The organism is Sulfitobacter sp. SK012, from assembly GCF_003352085.1.
Lineage (GTDB): Bacteria > Pseudomonadota > Alphaproteobacteria > Rhodobacterales > Rhodobacteraceae > Sulfitobacter.
In genome coordinates, this window is record NZ_CP025804.1 from 1,680,960 (window position 1) to 1,697,259 (window position 16,300).

Consider the following 16,300-nt stretch of genomic DNA (forward strand, 5'->3'; position numbering starts at 1 on the left):
TACGATCTTGGAAGAATGCGAAGGGGCAATGGGCGTGATCTTACGCCTGTTGCCCGTTTTGTTTGAACGGATGCAAGGACGACAAGGTTTTGTTCTTATCGGGCGGCAAATTGCTTTTGGCAGAAACCGGTCCGGCGAAGTTGCGCCACTAATATTTTGCGAGCTTCTTGTTGCGCGCAGACACAATAGAGCAGCGTTTTTCCGCATTTTTTTCATAACTCCTCCTGTATTCCTTTATACTCAAAGGCCCCGAACCCTGTACTATGTGTGGTGTGTGGGTGGAGCAATGAGGGCAGCGTGGGTGAACCGGCCGTCAGACAAAGACAGATTGCCAGCGAGGGCCTATCCAGAGACGCTGGAACAACCTGAAGCGGCGAGTAGGTTTATCTATGGACGTATTGAGAACTCCCGACGATCATTTTTCAAACCTGCCGGGTTACGCTTTTGCACCGAATTACGTCGATGACCTAAGGGGCTATGAAGGTCTCCGGGTGCACTATGTGGACCAGGGCGCGGACGATGCAAACCGGACGTTCCTATGCCTGCCGGGAGAGCCAACATGGGCTTACCTGTTTCGCCACATGATACCCGTTTTTTCGGATTCGGGTGCGCGGGTGGTTGTGCCAGATTGGTTGGGTTTTGGAAGGTCCGACAAACCCGTCGATGACGCAGTCTATACCTTTGATTTTCACCGCAACATGATGCTTGCCTTCATCGAGAAACTGGACCTTCAGAACATCACCTTGGTTGTGCAAGATTGGGGCGGTATTCTGGGGCTGACTCTGCCAATGGATCAACGCGACCGATTTTCCCGATTGATTGTCATGAATACGGCAATCCCGGTTGGAGAAAGCCTTGGCGAGGGGTTTCATGGCTGGAAAGATTATGTGGCAAGCCGGCCTGACATGGATTGCGGCGCATTGATGAAGCGGGCCTGCCCACATTTGACCGAGGCAGAGGCGCAAGCCTATGAGGCACCGTTCCCGGATCAACGTTACAAAGCGGGCGTTCGCCGGTTTCCGCAATTGGTAATGATTGAGCCGGGGATGGACGGTGCCGAAACAGCAATGCGCGCACAAAAATTCTGGCAATCTGAGTGGGAGGGTGAAAGCTTCATGGCCATCGGAGCAAAAGATCCGGTTCTGGGCGTGCCAGTGATGAATAAGTTGCGCGAAACCATCAGAAACTGCCCAGAACCAATGGTTTTGGAAGAAGCCGGGCATTTTGTGCAGGAGTGGGGTGACTCGGTTGCGCGGGCGGCAATGAAGCACTTTGGCGACAATTGCTGAGTGAGCCGATTAACCTGGGCTAACAGTTCGCTTTGGGCCCCGATCGGGCATGGAACAGACATCTGGCCCATTTTGCCGAGCGCCCACTCTGGTGTCTAAAAAGGTGTAGTTGAACTGATGCCTTCTCTGCGAGACTAACCTACCAGTTCATGTAACGCTTCCAGTTCAGGCAGCATTTACCCATTCGGCTTCGCGTATTGATCTGCTTGGCTCTGCAAAGCCAAAAGCACCTCCATCGCCTGATCGCACAGCTTAGATGGTACAAACACGTGGTCGTGGTGAAAAGCTGCTACCATATTGCAAGCAATCCCATTCTCGCCGAGAGCCGCTGACACGGCCGCTGTTAAACCAACACCTTCCAGCGAAGAAAACACGTTCAGTGTTATGAACCGCATTGGCGCATCCACATTCAGCTTTGATTTCTTGGCCAATTCCACGGGGATGAGCATTGAGAGCCCTTCCTCTTCTTTGAAAGTAGAAATGGCTTCGGAAGAAAGCGATGTAACAAGAGCAGGATTTTTCGTTGTGATGAAAACAAAGAGGCCCGGCTGCAAAACTGGCGTCATCCCTGAAATCATTTCATAGGCGGTTTGAGCTATTTCTGGCATTTGGTTGCTCCATCTGAACTTTCGCTGACTATGCGCTTTGTTTCTGGATCTCGGCAAGATGCGGTGCAGATGCTGCTGTTTGAGGGTGATTTGGTTGCACAGGCAGTGAGTTCGCCCCAATTGGCAGAGCAGTGATGAGCACAGGCGACACCCTTGAGGACATCTGGATACGCGCGGCCAAGATCAGGCCTAATTATGCCTGCGCTAAACCTACCTAAGGTGCCCAAGATAAGAAGTTTGAAATCAACCGCAGCCCAGTTGCTTGGCTTTTCTCAGGGTGGAACTGCATACCTAGCATGGTGTCGCGGCCGATGATGGCGGTGACATCTTGACCGTAATCAACATGCGCAATTCGCTGAGCGGGGGATGTGACGGCCATATGGTAGCTGTGTACAAAATAAGCGTGATCACCGGTCACGACGCCGTCCAACACAGCATGGGGCGTGTCGATCACCAGATCGTTCCAACCCATATGCGGAACCTTTAGCGTGGGATCTTTTGGGACAATCCGTGTCACCTCGCCGCCGATCCAGTCTAATCCAGCGGTGTCTTCGTATTCGCGGCCCATTGTGGCCATCAACTGCATTCCGACGCAGATGCCAAGGAAGGGGCGGCCCTTTACTTCTACGGCCTCGACCATGGCATCATAGAGCCCACTGCGCCCCTTCAGGGCTGCCATGCAGGCCGGAAATGCGCCATCACCGGGCAGCACAATACGGTCTGCGCGCGCCACTTCATCGGCGTCAGCGGACACCGCAACGGTGCCGGCATCCGTCTCGCGGGCCATACGCTCAAACGCCTTATGTGCCGAGTGCAGATTGCCGCTCTCGTAGTCGATCAGCACCGTGTGCATGTCAGAGTGCGCCCTTGGTTGAAGGGATCGCGTCCGCTTTGCGCGGATCACGTTCCAACGCATCGCGCAGGGCGCGCGCCACAGATTTGAACGCAGCCTCTGCAATGTGGTGACTGTTAAGCCCGTGCAGCATGTCGACGTGCAACGTAATGCCACCGTGTGTCGCGAAGGCCTGAAAGAACTCGCGCACCAACTCGGTATCAAAGGTGCCAATCTTGGCGGTTGGCATTTCGACGTTCCACACCAGAAAGGGTCGGGCGGATAGATCAAGGGCGCTGCGCACCAACGCGTCGTCCATCGGCAGCAGGCAGGATCCGTAGCGTATGATCCCACGCTTGTCGCCCATGGCTTGGGTCAGCGCTTGGCCTAGGGCGATGCCTACGTCCTCAACGGAATGGTGATCGTCGATGTGCAAATCGCCCGAACAGCGCACTGTCATATCAATCAGCGCATGGCGCGATAGCTGATCGAGCATGTGATCAAAGAACCCAATGCCGGTCTTGTTGTCGTAAGCACCTGTGCCATCGAGGTTTATCTCGACGCTGATGTCGGTTTCGGCGGTGGTCCTGGTGATCTTAGCTTGGCGCATTTTGGCTCTCCGGAGTGGCGATCTGCGCTCTTATAGCAGCGCACCTGCTCTCGCCAAGGGGGCGATATGGGATTGCGGCCCAGTAGCGTGATATGCGAGCCTTGCGACAAGAGACAGGAGCGCCCCTATGAGTACATGTGTTTTCATCCAAATCCGCTGTAAGCCCGGAACAACGTACCGCGTGGCCGAGGCGATCGCGTTACGTGAAATCCACTCAGAGCTTTACTCGACCTCGGGGGATTATGACCTACTGATGAAGCTATATATCCCAAAGACTGCAGATGTGGGCGTCTATATCAACGACCAACTGCTGGATATTGAGGGTATTGAACGTTCCCTGACCACCATGACTTTCAAGGTGTTTTGATGGGGCTGCGCGGCCTGGTTTTGGCCGTAACTTTGGTATTGAGTGGGCCAGCCACGGCAGGTCAGAAGGTTTATGAAGGTGAAGAGGCCTCGGCCCTGCGTTGCGCGAATATGCTGGCGCTGACGGGGGTGACCTTGCGGAATGCTGAACTGATGGACGATGCTGAGCAAGAAGTGTTGCTGGGCGTGACGATTCTGATCTTGGAGCGCCACGTGTCGGGCACGTGGGCGCAAAAGAAAGCTGCGATGGAGCAGATGCGCGATCGACGCAGCATCGAAGATACCCTGGCGGACTACCAACGTAACGCGCCACTGTGCCTGGGTCGATTTCCCATTAACTAAGCGTTCGATGAGGGGTGGGACTAGCAAACCCCAAAAAGCAGAAAGGCCACCCGAAGGTGGCCCTGTCTGTCTTCTTTCGCATCTGCCTTCCACATTGCAGTGGAAATTGGAGCGGGCGAGGCGATTCGAACGCCCGACCCTAACCTTGGCAAGGTTATGCTCTACCCCTGAGCTACGCCCGCATCCTTGGGTATCCGTCAGATACCCAGAGGCGGGGCAGGCCGCAAGGGGTAATATTGTCCCTGCGCAAAAAAAATTGCCAGAACACAAAAGGCATCAAATGGCAGCGATCTACCCAGCCGGATCATCTTGAGGGCGGGATCAAGCCAAAGTGGTGCCCGCGCATCGGTTCGGCTGATCACCGACAACAACAGGTTGAAACGCAGGGCGGTTTCATTTCACCACATGGCCTATATATTGGGCGCGCCAAACGCGCCTATGCGCGCAGCGAGGGCCAGAAGATCAAGTTGAACACAGCGTTTTGGTCGGGGACTATTCTGGCGCGCCAAGTAAGTCCCAGCGATTGCCAAAAGGGTCGCGAAAGACGGCAACTTTGCCATAGACCTCAGAACGCGGGGTTTCCTCAAAAGTAACGCCCGCTGCATTGAGACGGTTGTAATCTGAATCAAAATCATCGCTTTGCAGGAACAACCAAACACGCCCTCCGCCTTGATTTCCGATTGCGGCAGATTGCTGTGGCGTAGCAGCCTGCGCCAGAATGAAAGAGGCTCCGCCGCCTGGAGGGTTTACACGCACCCAACGTTTGTCGCCCTGAGGAAAATCCTCGGCCAGTTCAAACCCCATAATCCCGCAGTAAAACGCGATCCCCGCGTCATAGTCGGGCACAATCAAAGAGACAGCTGCAAGTTTCATCAGGAGGGTATGCCAGATACCACTACAAAGGGCGAGATGCCGCATTCGGGCAGGGCCTAAAACCCGGGCGACATGCGCGCGCAGCCCAATGGTTGGTCCTGATCAACCGATGGAACGCTGCGTGCGACGCACCGACTAGGCCGAACTCGGGGGTCCGCGCCACGCCGATCCGACCCACAAATCTGAGGGCGGATGGCGGGACTACGTTCTAGCGCGGGGAAGGGCTGTTAGTCTTCGAATTCGACCAACAAGTCCTTGGCATCGATTTGACCACCTGCTTGCACATGCACTGCCTTGATGACGGCGTCGCGTTCGGCGTGAATACCGGTTTCCATCTTCATCGCCTCGATTGTCAGCAGCAGATCGCCCTCTTTGACGGGCTGGCCCACAACCGCGCCCACAGAGGCCACAACACCCGGCATGGGTGCGCCGATATGGTTGGCGTTGCCGGCTTCTGCTTTGGGCCGTTGGATGGTTGTCGACTTGACCAAACGGTTCGGCACTCGGATCACTCGCGGCTGGCCGTTGAGCTCAAAGAACACCTTCACTTCGCCGTCTTCATTGGTTTCAGACATTGCTTGGAGGCGGATTTCCAGCGTCTTGCCGGGGTCAATTTCTGCGGTGATCTCTTCGCCCGGCTGCATGCCATAAAAGAACGTATGCGTAGGCAGGGTGCGGACCGGGCCATAGGTGCGGTGACGGCCCATGTAATCAAGGTAAACCTTAGGGTACATCAAATAGCCTGACAGATCGTCATCCTCGATTGTGGCACCTTCAAGCTCAGCAGACAGCTCTTTGCGTGTGGCTTCTAGGTCAACGGGGGACAGGTGCGCGCCGGGGCGCTGCGTTGTCGGTGCATCGCCCTTGAGGACCTTGTTCACGATACCTTTTGGAAAGCCGCCGGGAGGCTGGCCCAAGTTGCCGCGCATCATGTCGATGACTGAATCAGGGAAGGCGACGTCCGTGTCCGCGTCTTCGACCTGCGCGCGGCTAAGGCCTTGGGTGACCATCATCAACGCCATATCGCCCACAACTTTGGAGGACGGGGTAACTTTGACGATATCACCAAACATCTGGTTCACATCCGCATAGGTGCGCGCGACTTCGGGCCAGCGATCTTCCAACCCCAGCGACGCGGCCTGCGCCTTTAGGTTGGTGAACTGACCGCCGGGCATCTCATGTAGATAAACCTCCGAGGAAGGGGCTTGCATGCCTGTTTCAAACGCACGGTATTGGCGGCGCACTTCTTCCCAATAGTCAGAGATTTCGCGCACTGCAGTCATATCAAGGCCTGTGTCGCGGTCGGTGTGCTTGAGTGCCTCAACAACCGATCCCAATGTCGCTTGGCTGGTGTTGCCCGACAACGCGTCCATCGCGCAGTCCACAGCATCCACACCGGCCTCTGAGGCAGCAAGGATCGTGGCGCAGGCAATGCCGGCCGTATCATGAGTATGGAAGTGGATCGGCAGGCCCACCTCGGATTTCAAGGTGCGGATCAGGATGCGCGCTTGGGCTGGCTTCAACAGCCCGGCCATGTCCTTGAGGCCCAAAACATGGGCCCCCGCCGCCTTCAGCTCTTTGCCCATTGCGACGTAATATTTCAGGTCATATTTCGCGCGCTCAGGGTCAAAGATGTCACCAGTATAACAAATTGTACCTTCGCAAACCTTGCCCGCGTCTTGTACCGCATCCATGGCCACGCGCATGTTTTCCACCCAGTTAAGGCTGTCAAAAACGCGGAAAACATCAACGCCTTCTTTGGCTGCGACGCGCACAAATTCCTGCACAACGTTATCAGGATAGTTGGTATAGCCGACGCCATTGGAGGCACGTAGCAGCATTTGGGTCATGATGTTTGGCATCCGCTCGCGGATATCGCGCAGACGCTGCCACGGACATTCCTGCAAGAACCGGTAGGCCACATCAAACGTCGCGCCGCCCCAGCATTCCATTGAGAAAAGCGTGGGCAGGTTTCCGGCATAGGCAGGGGCAACCTTGATCATGTCATGGCTGCGCATCCGCGTGGCAAGCAAGGACTGGTGCCCGTCGCGCATGGTGGTGTCGGTGATCAACAACTGCTGTTGCTGGCTCATCCAATCGGCGACCGCCTGTGGGCCTTTTTGCTCCAACAGATTGCGTGTGCCCATCATCGGCTCGGCGCGCACGGCTGGCGGGCGCGGCTGATGGATCGCAGTAGCGGGCAGGGGCTTGTCCTTGGTCTCAGGATGGCCGTTGACGGTGATGTCGGCAATATAGGTCAACACCTTGGTGCCGCGGTCGCGCCGGCGCTTGAATTGGAACAGCTCGGGCGTCTCGTCGATGAATTTGGTGTGGTACGTGTTATCAAGGAACGTGGGATGCTTGAGCAGGTTTTCAACAAAGGCGATGTTTGTCGACACACCACGAATGCGGAATTCGCGCAAGGCACGGTCCATACGGGCGATGGCCATTTCGGGCGTTGGGGCTTTGGCCGTAACCTTGGTCAGCAGGCTGTCGTAATACCGCGTGATCACCCCACCCGCATAGGCGGTGCCACCATCAAGACGAATGCCCATACCAGTCGCCGATCGGTAGGCTGTCAGGCGGCCATAATCGGGGATAAAGTTGTTCTGCGGATCCTCAGTGGTGATCCGTGTCTGTAATGCGTGACCGGTGAGGGCGATGTCGGCCTGACTGGCTTTGCCTGTGGCCTCTTGGATCGTCTTGCCCTCAGCAATCAGGATCTGGGCGCGCACGATATCGATGCCAGTGACCTCTTCGGTGACCGTGTGTTCGACCTGCACGCGCGGATTTACTTCGATAAAGAAGAACTTGTTGGTTTCCATATCCATCAAGAATTCGACGGTGCCGGCGCATTCATAGCCTACATGAGCGCAGATTTTGCGGCCCAGTTCGCAGATTTCAGTCCGCTGCTCTTCGGTCAAATAGGGGGCCGGGGCGCGCTCAACCACTTTTTGGTTGCGCCGCTGCACGGAACAATCACGCTCATAAAGGTGGTAGATATCGCCGTGCATGTCGCCAAGAATTTGCACCTCGACGTGGCGGGCTTTGAGGATCATCTTTTCCAGATACCCTTCGCCATTGCCAAACGCGGCCTCGGCCTCGCGACGCCCCTCCAGCACTTTTTCCTCAAGTTCGGATTCGTTCATGATCGGGCGCATGCCGCGCCCACCACCGCCCCAAGACGCCTTGAGCATAAGGGGATAGCCAACTTCAGCCGCCTCTTTGCGGGTTTTCTTCATGTCGTCGCCCAGCACCTCGGTGGCAGGGATGACCGGCACACCTGCGGCCATTGCCACGTGTCGCGCCGATGCTTTGTCGCCAAGTGCGCGCATGGTGTCGGCCTTGGGGCCAATAAATGTGATGCCGTTCTGCGCGCACGCATCCACGAAATCGGGGTTCTCTGACAGCAGCCCGTAACCGGGGTGGATCGCATCAGCCCCCGCCGCCTTGGCCACGCGGATCATTTCTTTGATGCTCAGATATGCGGCCACGGGGCCCAACCCTTCGCCAATGCGGTAGGCTTCGTCTGCTTTGAACCGGTGCAGGCCCAATTTGTCCTCTTCGGCGTAGACCGCGACCGTCTTTTTACCCATTTCATTGGCGGCCCGCATGATGCGGATTGCGATCTCGCCACGGTTTGCGATGAGGATTTTTTTGAAGTCGGTCATGGGCAGGCCTTCCGGATTAGAGGTGGCAGCAGTTTAGGGATGCTGCGCTGCAGCGCAATACCCGCTTCTACGTATGGGGGGCATTTCTTTAATGCACTGTATTGAAACAAATATTTGGTGATCTAGAGCGGTTTTCGGATGACGGCAGGCGGCAAAGAGGTCAAATCGCGGGCGCCAAGTTGGCCCATGTTGGACACCATGTCCTTAGCCAGAATGTCGATCAAGTGCTCAATCCCCTTTGGCCCGAGGGCTGCTAGGGCAAAGTGAAACGCACGACCCAACATGACAAAATCCGCGCCAAGGCTGAGGGCGCGTAAAATGTCGAGTCCGCCTTCAATGCCACTGTCAAAAATCAGCGGCAAACTGGTGGCTGCGCGCACGTCTGGCAGTGCTTCAATGCTGGCAGGGGCTGCATCAAACTGGCGACCTGCGTGATTAGAAACCCAGATCGCATCAACTCCAAGCGCTTCAAGCTTTGCCGCATCTTCGCCCTGCAATATGCCCTTAACGATCAGCGGGCCGTCCCATTCGTCGCGCAACCAACTGACGTAGTCCCAATCCGGGGCCGTACGAAGCAGATATCCAACATGTGCCGTCGGAGAGAGCCCGTTGCTGGCCGCATCGGTGTATTTATCAAGTCCTCGCATATGCGGCATTCCGCGTTTGGCCATGCCCATCGCCCAAGCGGGCCGCATCGCAACCTGTGCCATCAGGCGCGGCGTCAGGCGGGGCGGATTAGTTAGGCCTGAACGCACCTGTCGCTCGCGACGTGAGGCCACGGGCACATCGACAGTAAGCACCAACGTCGAGAACCCGGCAGCTTTGCCACGTGCGAGCATGTCGCGCCGGATTTCCGGGTCGCGCGGTGGATAAAGCTGGAACCAAGATTGCGGGCCAATATGGGGTGCGACATCTTCTGGCGATTGCGTGGCCACGGTTGAGATACAGTAGGGAATGCCCGCCCGCGCCGCTTCGCGCGCCAGATGCCCTTCAGCGTCGGGCCACATCAACCCGGACATGCCAATAGGGGCCACCCCAAACGGCAAAGGCAAAGACTGTCCCAGAAATGTGGTGCTAAGATCAGGTGTGAATTCACCATGAAGGACCGATGGCATCATGCCGACCCGGTCGAGTGCTAAGCGGTTGCGCGTTTTCGTCGCCTCCGTCCCGGTGCCACTGTCGAGGTATTCCCAAACAAATTTTGGGATACGCCGCTGGGCACGGGTGCGCAGGTCGGAAAGGCCGGGGTATTTTGCGTGCAGGTCCATAGGTGACTTGTGCGACCGGCACTTTGCTTTGTCCAGCATTCGCGGGGTTTGCCCAAAGAATTGAGGCGGAACAGGGGGAGAACATGGGTTTTCCTCTGACGCAATTGGCGTTAGGTTGCGCGGATGAGCAGTTTTGATGAAACAGACGCCTTTGAGGGTGCATCATTGTCGGCCCGCGCAATGGCCGCGCGCCCGCAACCTTATATGGACGGGTTGAACCCTGCACAGCGCGCCGCTGTTGAGCAGATGGATGGCCCTGTCTTGATGCTGGCCGGGGCTGGCACGGGCAAGACGCGCGCCCTGACCGCACGGATTGTGCACCTAATGAACACAGGCCGTGCACGCCCCAACGAAGTGCTGGCCGTGACCTTTACCAACAAAGCCGCGCGCGAGATGAAGAACCGCGTGGGGGCTATGATGGGTCAACAGATCGAGGGGATGCCCTGGCTGGGGACGTTCCACGCGATTTGTGTCAAATTGCTGCGTCGCCATGCCGAATTGGTCGGATTAAAATCGAACTTCACCATTCTGGACACGGATGATCAGCTGCGGTTGCTCAAACAACTCGTGTCCGCAGAAAGCATCGACGACAAACGGTGGCCCGCGCGGCAATTGGCTGGGATCATCGATGGCTGGAAAAACCGTGCGATCACGCCCGACAAAGTGCCAAGCGCTGATGCGGGGGCCTATAACCACCGCGGGGTCGAGCTTTATGCCGCCTATCAGGTGCGGCTCAAGGAGCTAAATGCCACGGACTTCGGCGACCTGCTGTTACACATGGTCACGATCTTTCAAACCCACGAGGATATTCTGGCGCAGTATCAGCGTTGGTTCAAATTCATCCTCGTTGACGAATACCAAGATACGAATGTAGCCCAATACCTGTGGCTGCGGCTGTTGGCGGCGGGGCATCAGAATATTTGCTGCGTGGGCGACGATGATCAATCGATCTATGGATGGCGCGGTGCCGAAGTGGGCAATATCTTGCGGTTTGAAAAGGATTTTCCGGGCTCGCATGTGGTGCGGCTGGAACAAAATTATCGTTCGACCCCACATATTCTGGCCGCTGCCTCTGGTGTGATCGCGGGCAATGAGGGGCGTTTGGGCAAAACGCTTTGGACCCAAGCACAGGACGGCGAAAAGCTCCGGTTGATCGGCCATTGGGACGGTGAAGAAGAAGCGCGCTGGATCGGCGAAGAGATCGAGAGCATGCAAGGCGGCACCCGCGGATTACACCCCTTTGATCTGGATTCCATGGCGATTTTGGTGCGCGCCAGCCACCAGATGCGCGCATTCGAGGACCGATTTTTAACCATCGGCCTGCCGTACCGCGTCATTGGCGGCCCTAGGTTCTATGAACGCTTGGAAATCCGCGATGCGATGGCCTATTTTCGCGTTGTGACATCGCCGGACGATGATCTTGCATTCGAGCGGATCGTCAACACGCCAAAGCGCGGGCTTGGCAATGTGGCCCAACAAAAGATCCGCCGGATGGCTCAAGAGCACGGCACAAACCTTGTCGAAGGGGCGCGGATCTTGCTGGCTCATGACGGCATCGGCGGAAAAGGTGGCGCGCAACTGCGTCTGCTTATCGACGGGATCGATCGCTGGGGCCGGATGGCGGGCGACACGACCCTAAGCCATATGGAGCTGGCCGAGATCGTTCTGGACGAGAGCGGCTATACCGGTATGTGGCAAAACGACAAAACGCCCGAGGCACCGGGCCGGTTGGAAAACCTCAAGGAACTGGTCAAGGCGCTGGAGCAGTTCGAAAATCTTCAGGGGTTCCTGGAACACGTCAGTCTGATCATGGATAATGAACAGGAAGGCGAGGGGGCCAAGGTCTCCATCATGACATTGCATGCGGCCAAGGGGCTGGAGTTTCCGGCCGTGTTCTTGCCGGGGTGGGAGGACGGATTGTTCCCCTCCCAGCGTTCAATGGATGAAAGCGGGATCAAAGGCTTGGAAGAAGAGCGGCGGCTAGCCTATGTGGGCATAACCCGCGCCGAAGAAATCTGCACGATCTCCTTTGCGGCCAACCGTCGGGTGTTTGGCCAATGGCAAAACTCAATGCCGTCGCGGTTTATCGATGAATTGCCTAAAGAACATGTCGAGGTGCTGACGCCGCCGGGCCTCTATGGCGGTGGTTTTGGCGCGGCAATGCCAAGCAGCACGCTGCACGAGGCGGCGGCTGAGGCAAATGTCTACGATTCACCTGGTTGGCGACGTCTGCAGGCGCGCGCCGGCGAGCGCGGTATGGGCCAGCCCAAAGAAACGCGCAATGTGGTGATTGACCTGAACGCGGTCAGCGTCTTTACGATGGGCGAACGCGTGTTCCATCAAAAGTTCGGCTACGGCGAAATCATCGGGATTGAGGGCGACAAGCTGGAAGTCGCATTTGAAAAAGCGGGCACCAAAAAGGTAGTTTCGCGTTTTCTCAGTGGGTCAGACGACGTACCTTTTTAAGCGTTACATCGCATTTGAATGAAAGAACGGCGGTGCCATGGGAGGATGGCACCGCCGTCATTTTATGCATCCTTCCGAGGGAGGTCGGGACGGGGCGCACGGTGCAGCGGGTGAGTTCAGGGAGGAGAAAACGTTCCCGCTGCGGTTCCTGAGCCTGCCACATGGGCCGGCGAGGAATTCTGTTGTTTATTTCACTTTTGCCGCTGCTTCGCTGGCGACGTTCCGCAATTCAGAGCGGTGAAGGCCAAGATCGCTCAATTCGCGACTGTTCAGTACGGCCAGCTCATTGAGCGTGGTGTTGTAGGCCCGGTTCTGGCGGTAGCGCAGGCTGATAGCATCAAAAAATGCTGCAGCGCGGCTAGAAATTGAATGGGTCCATGAGGCGGTTTCATTGTAGTAAGCCATTTTGCTCTCTTCTCGTGTTTTCGTTTCTGTTGAACTAAAGATAGGGGCTCTGAACGCCGCTTCAATCGACAATTGGACAACTCCGGTATGCAATTCTTGCATGGGACGACATTTTCTAAACATTTGTAATAAAACGTTAAAATTTTCACAAAAGTAATGAGTGGGTTTTTGCAGGTTGATATCAGTGGGGTAAAAAAAGGGGCGACGACATCTGGGAGGAGGTAGGTGTCGTCGCCTAGAAAAGATTTGCCCGGGAGGAGGTGGGCGCATCTTGGTCTCAATTGAGGTCGACCGTTTGGCCAATCTCATGCACCTATATTGATCAGTATGCTGCACTTGCACAACGTTTTTTTCAGCATTGCTGCCATGCAGCATAAACATAGGTTGCCTGCTTAATCCTTGGGCGTTCGGTGCAAGGTTTGTGCAACTGGGCGCAGGCCCTTGCGATTTGCGCAGAACATGCCATTTGGAGAGGCACGTTTGAGGAGAGATTGAGCATGTCAGTAACCAAAGCCCAGATCGAGGCGGCACTTGCCCGCGTGACCTTGCCAGATGGAAGGGACCTGCTTGCACATGATTTAATCCGTGCCCTTACAGTTCAGGACGGCGCTGTGCGGTTCGTAATCGAAGCACCCAGCGCAGAAGTGGCCCAGCAGATGGGCCCACTACGCGATGCCGCTGAAAAAGTTGTTCGCGAAGTACCGGGGGTGACATCAGCCTCCGTGGCGTTGACGGCGCATGGGCCCGCGGCCAAACCTGCCGCACCTCCAAGCCTTAAGATCGGTGGGCACCCGAAGCCGCAAGAGGGCCCCACGAAGCCCACTGGTGTGCAGCGCATCCTTGCCATCGGGTCTGGTAAAGGCGGCGTGGGTAAATCCACCGTCAGTTCAAACCTCGCGGTTGCCTTGGCGCGGGCAGGGCGCAAAGTCGGGCTGCTGGACGCTGATATCTATGGTCCAAGCCAGCCGCGCATGATGGGGGTCAATAAACGCCCCGCATCTCCCGACGGCAAAACGATCATTCCGCTGCACGCGCATGGCGTTACGTTGATGTCGATCGGCTTTATGATGGAAGAGGGTAAAGCGGTTGTGTGGCGCGGGCCGATGTTGATGGGCGCGTTGCAGCAGATGCTGGGCCAAGTCGAATGGGGCGAGTTGGACGTACTGCTTGTCGATCTGCCGCCCGGCACGGGGGATGTTCAGCTGACACTTTGTACCAAGTCGGAATTGACGGGTGCCATTGTGGTGTCGACCCCGCAAGACGTGGCGTTGATCGATGCGCGCAAAGCTCTCGATATGTTTGCAACGCTCAAAACGCCCGTACTGGGTCTGATCGAAAACATGTCGATGTTTGTCTGCCCAGACTGCGGGTCAGAGCATGAGATCTTTGGCCACGGGGGCGTCGCAGCAGAAGCCAAGAAAATGGGCGTGCCTTTGTTGGGGTCTTTGCCGATTGATCTTGATACCCGGCTGGCTGGGGATGGCGGAACACCCATTGCGGCAGGGGATAGTCCGATGGCTCAGGCCTACGCACAGATCGCTGACGGTCTGATCAAAGGTGGCATGGCCTAAGGGTCACGCCAGCGGGCGGTCCTGTTGTAGATGCGCGTAAAGCGTGGTCAGAACGCCAAAGATCAGCAGTCCTTGTATAAGATAGATAGGCATTTCCATTGTGAGTGCTGCCAATGCATTGCCGGTGCTGGTCAATTCCACTGCCTTAGCAATTAGGGTGTTGAACGCGGCTAGCAAACCCGCAACGCCCCACAAGGGCCGCATCAGAGGCCCGGTTTCGCGCCAGCTGTCTACGATTGGCAAAGGCCGCCCAAGGGCTGCGGCAGGCAATACCAGGCTCAGCCTCAGCGACAGCCAGATCATAACGATCTGCGCCAGAAAGGTTGTCACCAAAATTGCGATGGTATTTGGTTCAATGCCCTGCGAAGGAGTAAAGGCCGCTGATATCAGCAATGGGATCATGATCGCCACGCTGAATGCAAGCTGGATGATCCCCAGCAACACAACGCGCCACAGATAGCCCAAGAGCAAACCAAAGCTTAGGGGGCGCGGTTCAGTTTCGGCCAGCGCATAACGGTGCCACAAGATCGCCATCAGCGCATAGCCCACGACAAAGAAAAAGGTCAGCGACACGCTTAAGATAACGTTCGCGTCGGCGGGCCACAGGGTTGGATCGTTGCGCGCCGCACCGGTCGTCAGCAAATAGGGCGCTTTAAAGTACGTCACCAATCCTACGCAGATCAACAACAGCAACGCGGGGGCGATCACCCGCAAAGTCTTTACGGGATTCTTAAACAACATGCGCAAGGCATGTCTAATAATGGCGGCAGCCGTGTTCACTTGTGGAATCCCCTTTGTCCCTTTCACTTACTGGCCCCATCTGCACCTGAGATCAAGTCGCGCTGCGGTTGCGATAGTGGCAGAATAGGGCCGGGAAACCGTGGAACCGGGGTTTCAGGTGCTGCCGTTTCTTAAGGTGATGTGCCCGAATCGTGTAGATTCGAGTGAATCATCCCGAATTTGGACTTTTTTTTCCATGAGTTGCGCGGAACAAGTCAAGAACATGCCTTGTGGATAACTTTGTGCATGAAAAAACTTGGGAAAACCTGGGAAAACCTGTTCTTTGACGAGGTGTGTCTATATATTGTGTTTTTGCGTATAGTGAGCACAAATTGAGGTGCCAGGCGTTGCTGTTAGATCATTAGTACTCGCATTTTTGTCCTGTGCAGAACCGTATCCTGTGGGTATTTTCGCAGAAAAATGTAGACGCCCACGATTTCCCATGGCATTCATAGTCCATCAGATGAGAACGAGATACGGGGCACCAAACGACCCCACGCAGACAAAAAAACTCTAGCAGGTTTCATACAGGCACCTCGCTTTCATCAGACGAAGAGATCCGGCGCGCGAGCGAGCAGACATCCCCCCAGGTGGCGCGCGCAGTCGGACTTACCCGCAAAGCGGGACATGGGCGGCGGGTTTGATCAGTGGCAGCAGATCAAAACCCGCCGTTTCCATTTTCAGACATCGGGGGGAGCAGGCAAGAGGATCCGCATCAGGTGGTTCTGGGTTTTAGAGGCACATTCAGCCAAAAGGTTGATACAAAAGGACGTATGTCGGTTCCCGCCGATTATCGTGCTGTGCTGGTGGATGGTGATCCGCGTTGCCCCGAAGTCCAATTGCCGCGCATGGTGGTCCTCACGGGCAAACACCTCAAGGGCGTGCTGCATGCCTATACAATAGACGCCATGGCAGAGATCGAAGCCGGCATTCGCAGGCTCAAAAAGGGCAGCGATGAGCGCAAACGCGCCAGCCGGATGATCCTTGGGAACTCATGGGACACCGAAATTGATAAAGACGGCCGCATTGTGCTGCCCCAGCGTCTGCGCCAGCAGATCGGGCTGGAGGGCGAGGCAAAGATGGTCGCTATGGGCGATTATTTCGAGATTTGGAGCGCTGAGGCCTACGCAGACTTCGAGCGTGATCAGGAAGAAGAGTATGACGAGGACGACGATTTTGATCCTCTGATGCTAATCCCGGACGCGGAGGACTGATCCAG

At 56.3% G+C, this 16,300-nt stretch carries 14 protein-coding genes and 1 tRNA gene; 6 read left to right on the forward strand and 9 right to left on the reverse strand.

What is annotated here, in order from left to right:
- The first annotated feature begins 389 nt into the window (after nucleotides 1-389).
- Nucleotides 390-1,289, forward strand: coding sequence for a haloalkane dehalogenase (locus tag C1J03_RS08160; RefSeq protein ID WP_114885411.1), 900 nt, complete (start codon nucleotides 390-392; stop codon nucleotides 1,287-1,289).
- 176 nt (nucleotides 1,290-1,465) lie between these two features.
- Here C1J03_RS08160 and C1J03_RS08165 read toward each other — a convergent pair whose 3' ends face one another.
- From C1J03_RS08165 to hisB, 3 genes are all read right to left on the reverse strand, one after another.
- Complete coding sequence (locus C1J03_RS08165; RefSeq protein ID WP_114885413.1) at nucleotides 1,466-1,897, reverse strand: ACT domain-containing protein; 432 nt, start codon at nucleotides 1,895-1,897, stop codon at nucleotides 1,466-1,468.
- Between the two features lie 214 nt (nucleotides 1,898-2,111).
- The gene (gene hisH / locus C1J03_RS08170) at nucleotides 2,112-2,750 is read right to left on the reverse strand and encodes an imidazole glycerol phosphate synthase subunit HisH (protein ID WP_114885415.1); all 639 of its coding nucleotides are present in this window, start codon (nucleotides 2,748-2,750) and stop codon (nucleotides 2,112-2,114) included.
- A gap of 1 nt (nucleotide 2,751) precedes the next feature.
- The gene (gene hisB / locus C1J03_RS08175; protein ID WP_114885417.1) at nucleotides 2,752-3,339 is read right to left on the reverse strand and encodes an imidazoleglycerol-phosphate dehydratase HisB; all 588 of its coding nucleotides are present in this window, start codon (nucleotides 3,337-3,339) and stop codon (nucleotides 2,752-2,754) included.
- A 127-nt stretch (nucleotides 3,340-3,466) separates the two neighbouring features.
- Between hisB and C1J03_RS08180 the strand changes: the two genes are divergently transcribed.
- Both C1J03_RS08180 and C1J03_RS08185 read left to right on the forward strand, forming a co-directional pair.
- Complete coding sequence (locus tag C1J03_RS08180) at nucleotides 3,467-3,706, forward strand: Lrp/AsnC family transcriptional regulator (protein WP_114885419.1); 240 nt, start codon at nucleotides 3,467-3,469, stop codon at nucleotides 3,704-3,706.
- Complete coding sequence (locus C1J03_RS08185) at nucleotides 3,706-4,047, forward strand: hypothetical protein (protein ID WP_114885421.1); 342 nt, start codon at nucleotides 3,706-3,708, stop codon at nucleotides 4,045-4,047. Before C1J03_RS08180 ends, C1J03_RS08185 begins: the two co-directional genes overlap by 1 nt.
- A gap of 107 nt (nucleotides 4,048-4,154) precedes the next feature.
- Here C1J03_RS08185 and C1J03_RS08190 read toward each other — a convergent pair.
- The 4 genes from C1J03_RS08190 to C1J03_RS08205 form a co-directional block, all read right to left on the reverse strand.
- A tRNA-Gly gene (locus C1J03_RS08190) sits at nucleotides 4,155-4,229 on the reverse strand.
- A gap of 310 nt (nucleotides 4,230-4,539) precedes the next feature.
- Complete coding sequence (locus C1J03_RS08195) at nucleotides 4,540-4,920, reverse strand: VOC family protein (RefSeq protein WP_441351129.1); 381 nt, start codon at nucleotides 4,918-4,920, stop codon at nucleotides 4,540-4,542.
- A 227-nt stretch (nucleotides 4,921-5,147) separates the two neighbouring features.
- Nucleotides 5,148-8,591: a pyruvate carboxylase gene (locus C1J03_RS08200; RefSeq protein ID WP_114885423.1), complete on the reverse strand. Its 3,444-nt coding sequence runs from the start codon at nucleotides 8,589-8,591 to the stop codon at nucleotides 5,148-5,150.
- A gap of 122 nt (nucleotides 8,592-8,713) precedes the next feature.
- Nucleotides 8,714-9,859: an alpha-hydroxy acid oxidase gene (locus C1J03_RS08205; protein ID WP_114885425.1), complete on the reverse strand. Its 1,146-nt coding sequence runs from the start codon at nucleotides 9,857-9,859 to the stop codon at nucleotides 8,714-8,716.
- Nucleotides 9,860-9,982: 123 nt separating this feature from the next.
- Here C1J03_RS08205 and C1J03_RS08210 point away from each other — a divergent pair, with 123 nt between their 5' ends.
- The gene (locus C1J03_RS08210; protein WP_114885427.1) at nucleotides 9,983-12,325 is read left to right on the forward strand and encodes an ATP-dependent helicase; all 2,343 of its coding nucleotides are present in this window, start codon (nucleotides 9,983-9,985) and stop codon (nucleotides 12,323-12,325) included.
- A gap of 186 nt (nucleotides 12,326-12,511) precedes the next feature.
- On the opposite strand, the gene C1J03_RS08215 is transcribed toward C1J03_RS08210, so the two are convergent.
- On the reverse strand, nucleotides 12,512-12,832 hold the full coding sequence (locus tag C1J03_RS08215; RefSeq protein WP_254694220.1) for a DUF1127 domain-containing protein: 321 nt from the start codon (nucleotides 12,830-12,832) through the stop codon (nucleotides 12,512-12,514).
- Between the two features lie 395 nt (nucleotides 12,833-13,227).
- Between C1J03_RS08215 and C1J03_RS08220 the strand changes: the two genes are divergently transcribed.
- Nucleotides 13,228-14,301, forward strand: a complete 1,074-nt coding sequence (locus C1J03_RS08220; protein ID WP_114885430.1) for an Mrp/NBP35 family ATP-binding protein — start codon at nucleotides 13,228-13,230, stop codon at nucleotides 14,299-14,301.
- 3 nt (nucleotides 14,302-14,304) lie between these two features.
- Here the strand turns inward: C1J03_RS08220 and C1J03_RS08225 are convergent, their stop codons facing one another.
- Entirely contained in the window at nucleotides 14,305-15,081 is a 777-nt protein-coding gene (locus C1J03_RS08225) for a hypothetical protein (RefSeq protein WP_162798479.1), read from the reverse strand.
- Between the two features lie 773 nt (nucleotides 15,082-15,854).
- Between C1J03_RS08225 and C1J03_RS08230 the strand changes: the two genes are divergently transcribed.
- Nucleotides 15,855-16,295 carry a division/cell wall cluster transcriptional repressor MraZ gene (locus C1J03_RS08230; protein ID WP_368073925.1) on the forward strand — a complete coding sequence of 147 codons (441 nt, stop codon included), beginning with the start codon at nucleotides 15,855-15,857 and terminating at the stop codon, nucleotides 16,293-16,295.
- Nucleotides 16,296-16,300 lie beyond the last annotated feature (5 nt).

What these genes read in the sequence shown, in the direction of transcription:
- C1J03_RS08205 (WP_114885425.1), bottom strand. Translation starts at nt 9,859, where the DNA reads ATGGACCTGCACGCAAAATACCCCGGCCTTTCCGACCTGCGCACCCGT.
- C1J03_RS08160 (WP_114885411.1), top strand. Translation starts at nt 390, where the DNA reads ATGGACGTATTGAGAACTCCCGACGATCATTTTTCAAACCTGCCGGGT.
- C1J03_RS08220 (WP_114885430.1), top strand. Translation starts at nt 13,228, where the DNA reads ATGTCAGTAACCAAAGCCCAGATCGAGGCGGCACTTGCCCGCGTGACC.
- C1J03_RS08195 (WP_441351129.1), bottom strand. Translation starts at nt 4,920, where the DNA reads ATGAAACTTGCAGCTGTCTCTTTGATTGTGCCCGACTATGACGCGGGG.
- C1J03_RS08200 (WP_114885423.1), bottom strand. Translation starts at nt 8,591, where the DNA reads ATGACCGACTTCAAAAAAATCCTCATCGCAAACCGTGGCGAGATCGCA.
- C1J03_RS08215 (WP_254694220.1), bottom strand. Translation starts at nt 12,832, where the DNA reads ATGCAAGAATTGCATACCGGAGTTGTCCAATTGTCGATTGAAGCGGCG.
- C1J03_RS08230 (WP_368073925.1), top strand. Translation starts at nt 15,855, where the DNA reads ATGTCGGTTCCCGCCGATTATCGTGCTGTGCTGGTGGATGGTGATCCG.
- C1J03_RS08180 (WP_114885419.1), top strand. Translation starts at nt 3,467, where the DNA reads ATGAGTACATGTGTTTTCATCCAAATCCGCTGTAAGCCCGGAACAACG.
- C1J03_RS08210 (WP_114885427.1), top strand. Translation starts at nt 9,983, where the DNA reads ATGAGCAGTTTTGATGAAACAGACGCCTTTGAGGGTGCATCATTGTCG.
- hisH (WP_114885415.1), bottom strand. Translation starts at nt 2,750, where the DNA reads ATGCACACGGTGCTGATCGACTACGAGAGCGGCAATCTGCACTCGGCA.
- C1J03_RS08165 (WP_114885413.1), bottom strand. Translation starts at nt 1,897, where the DNA reads ATGCCAGAAATAGCTCAAACCGCCTATGAAATGATTTCAGGGATGACG.
- C1J03_RS08185 (WP_114885421.1), top strand. Translation starts at nt 3,706, where the DNA reads ATGGGGCTGCGCGGCCTGGTTTTGGCCGTAACTTTGGTATTGAGTGGG.
- hisB (WP_114885417.1), bottom strand. Translation starts at nt 3,339, where the DNA reads ATGCGCCAAGCTAAGATCACCAGGACCACCGCCGAAACCGACATCAGC.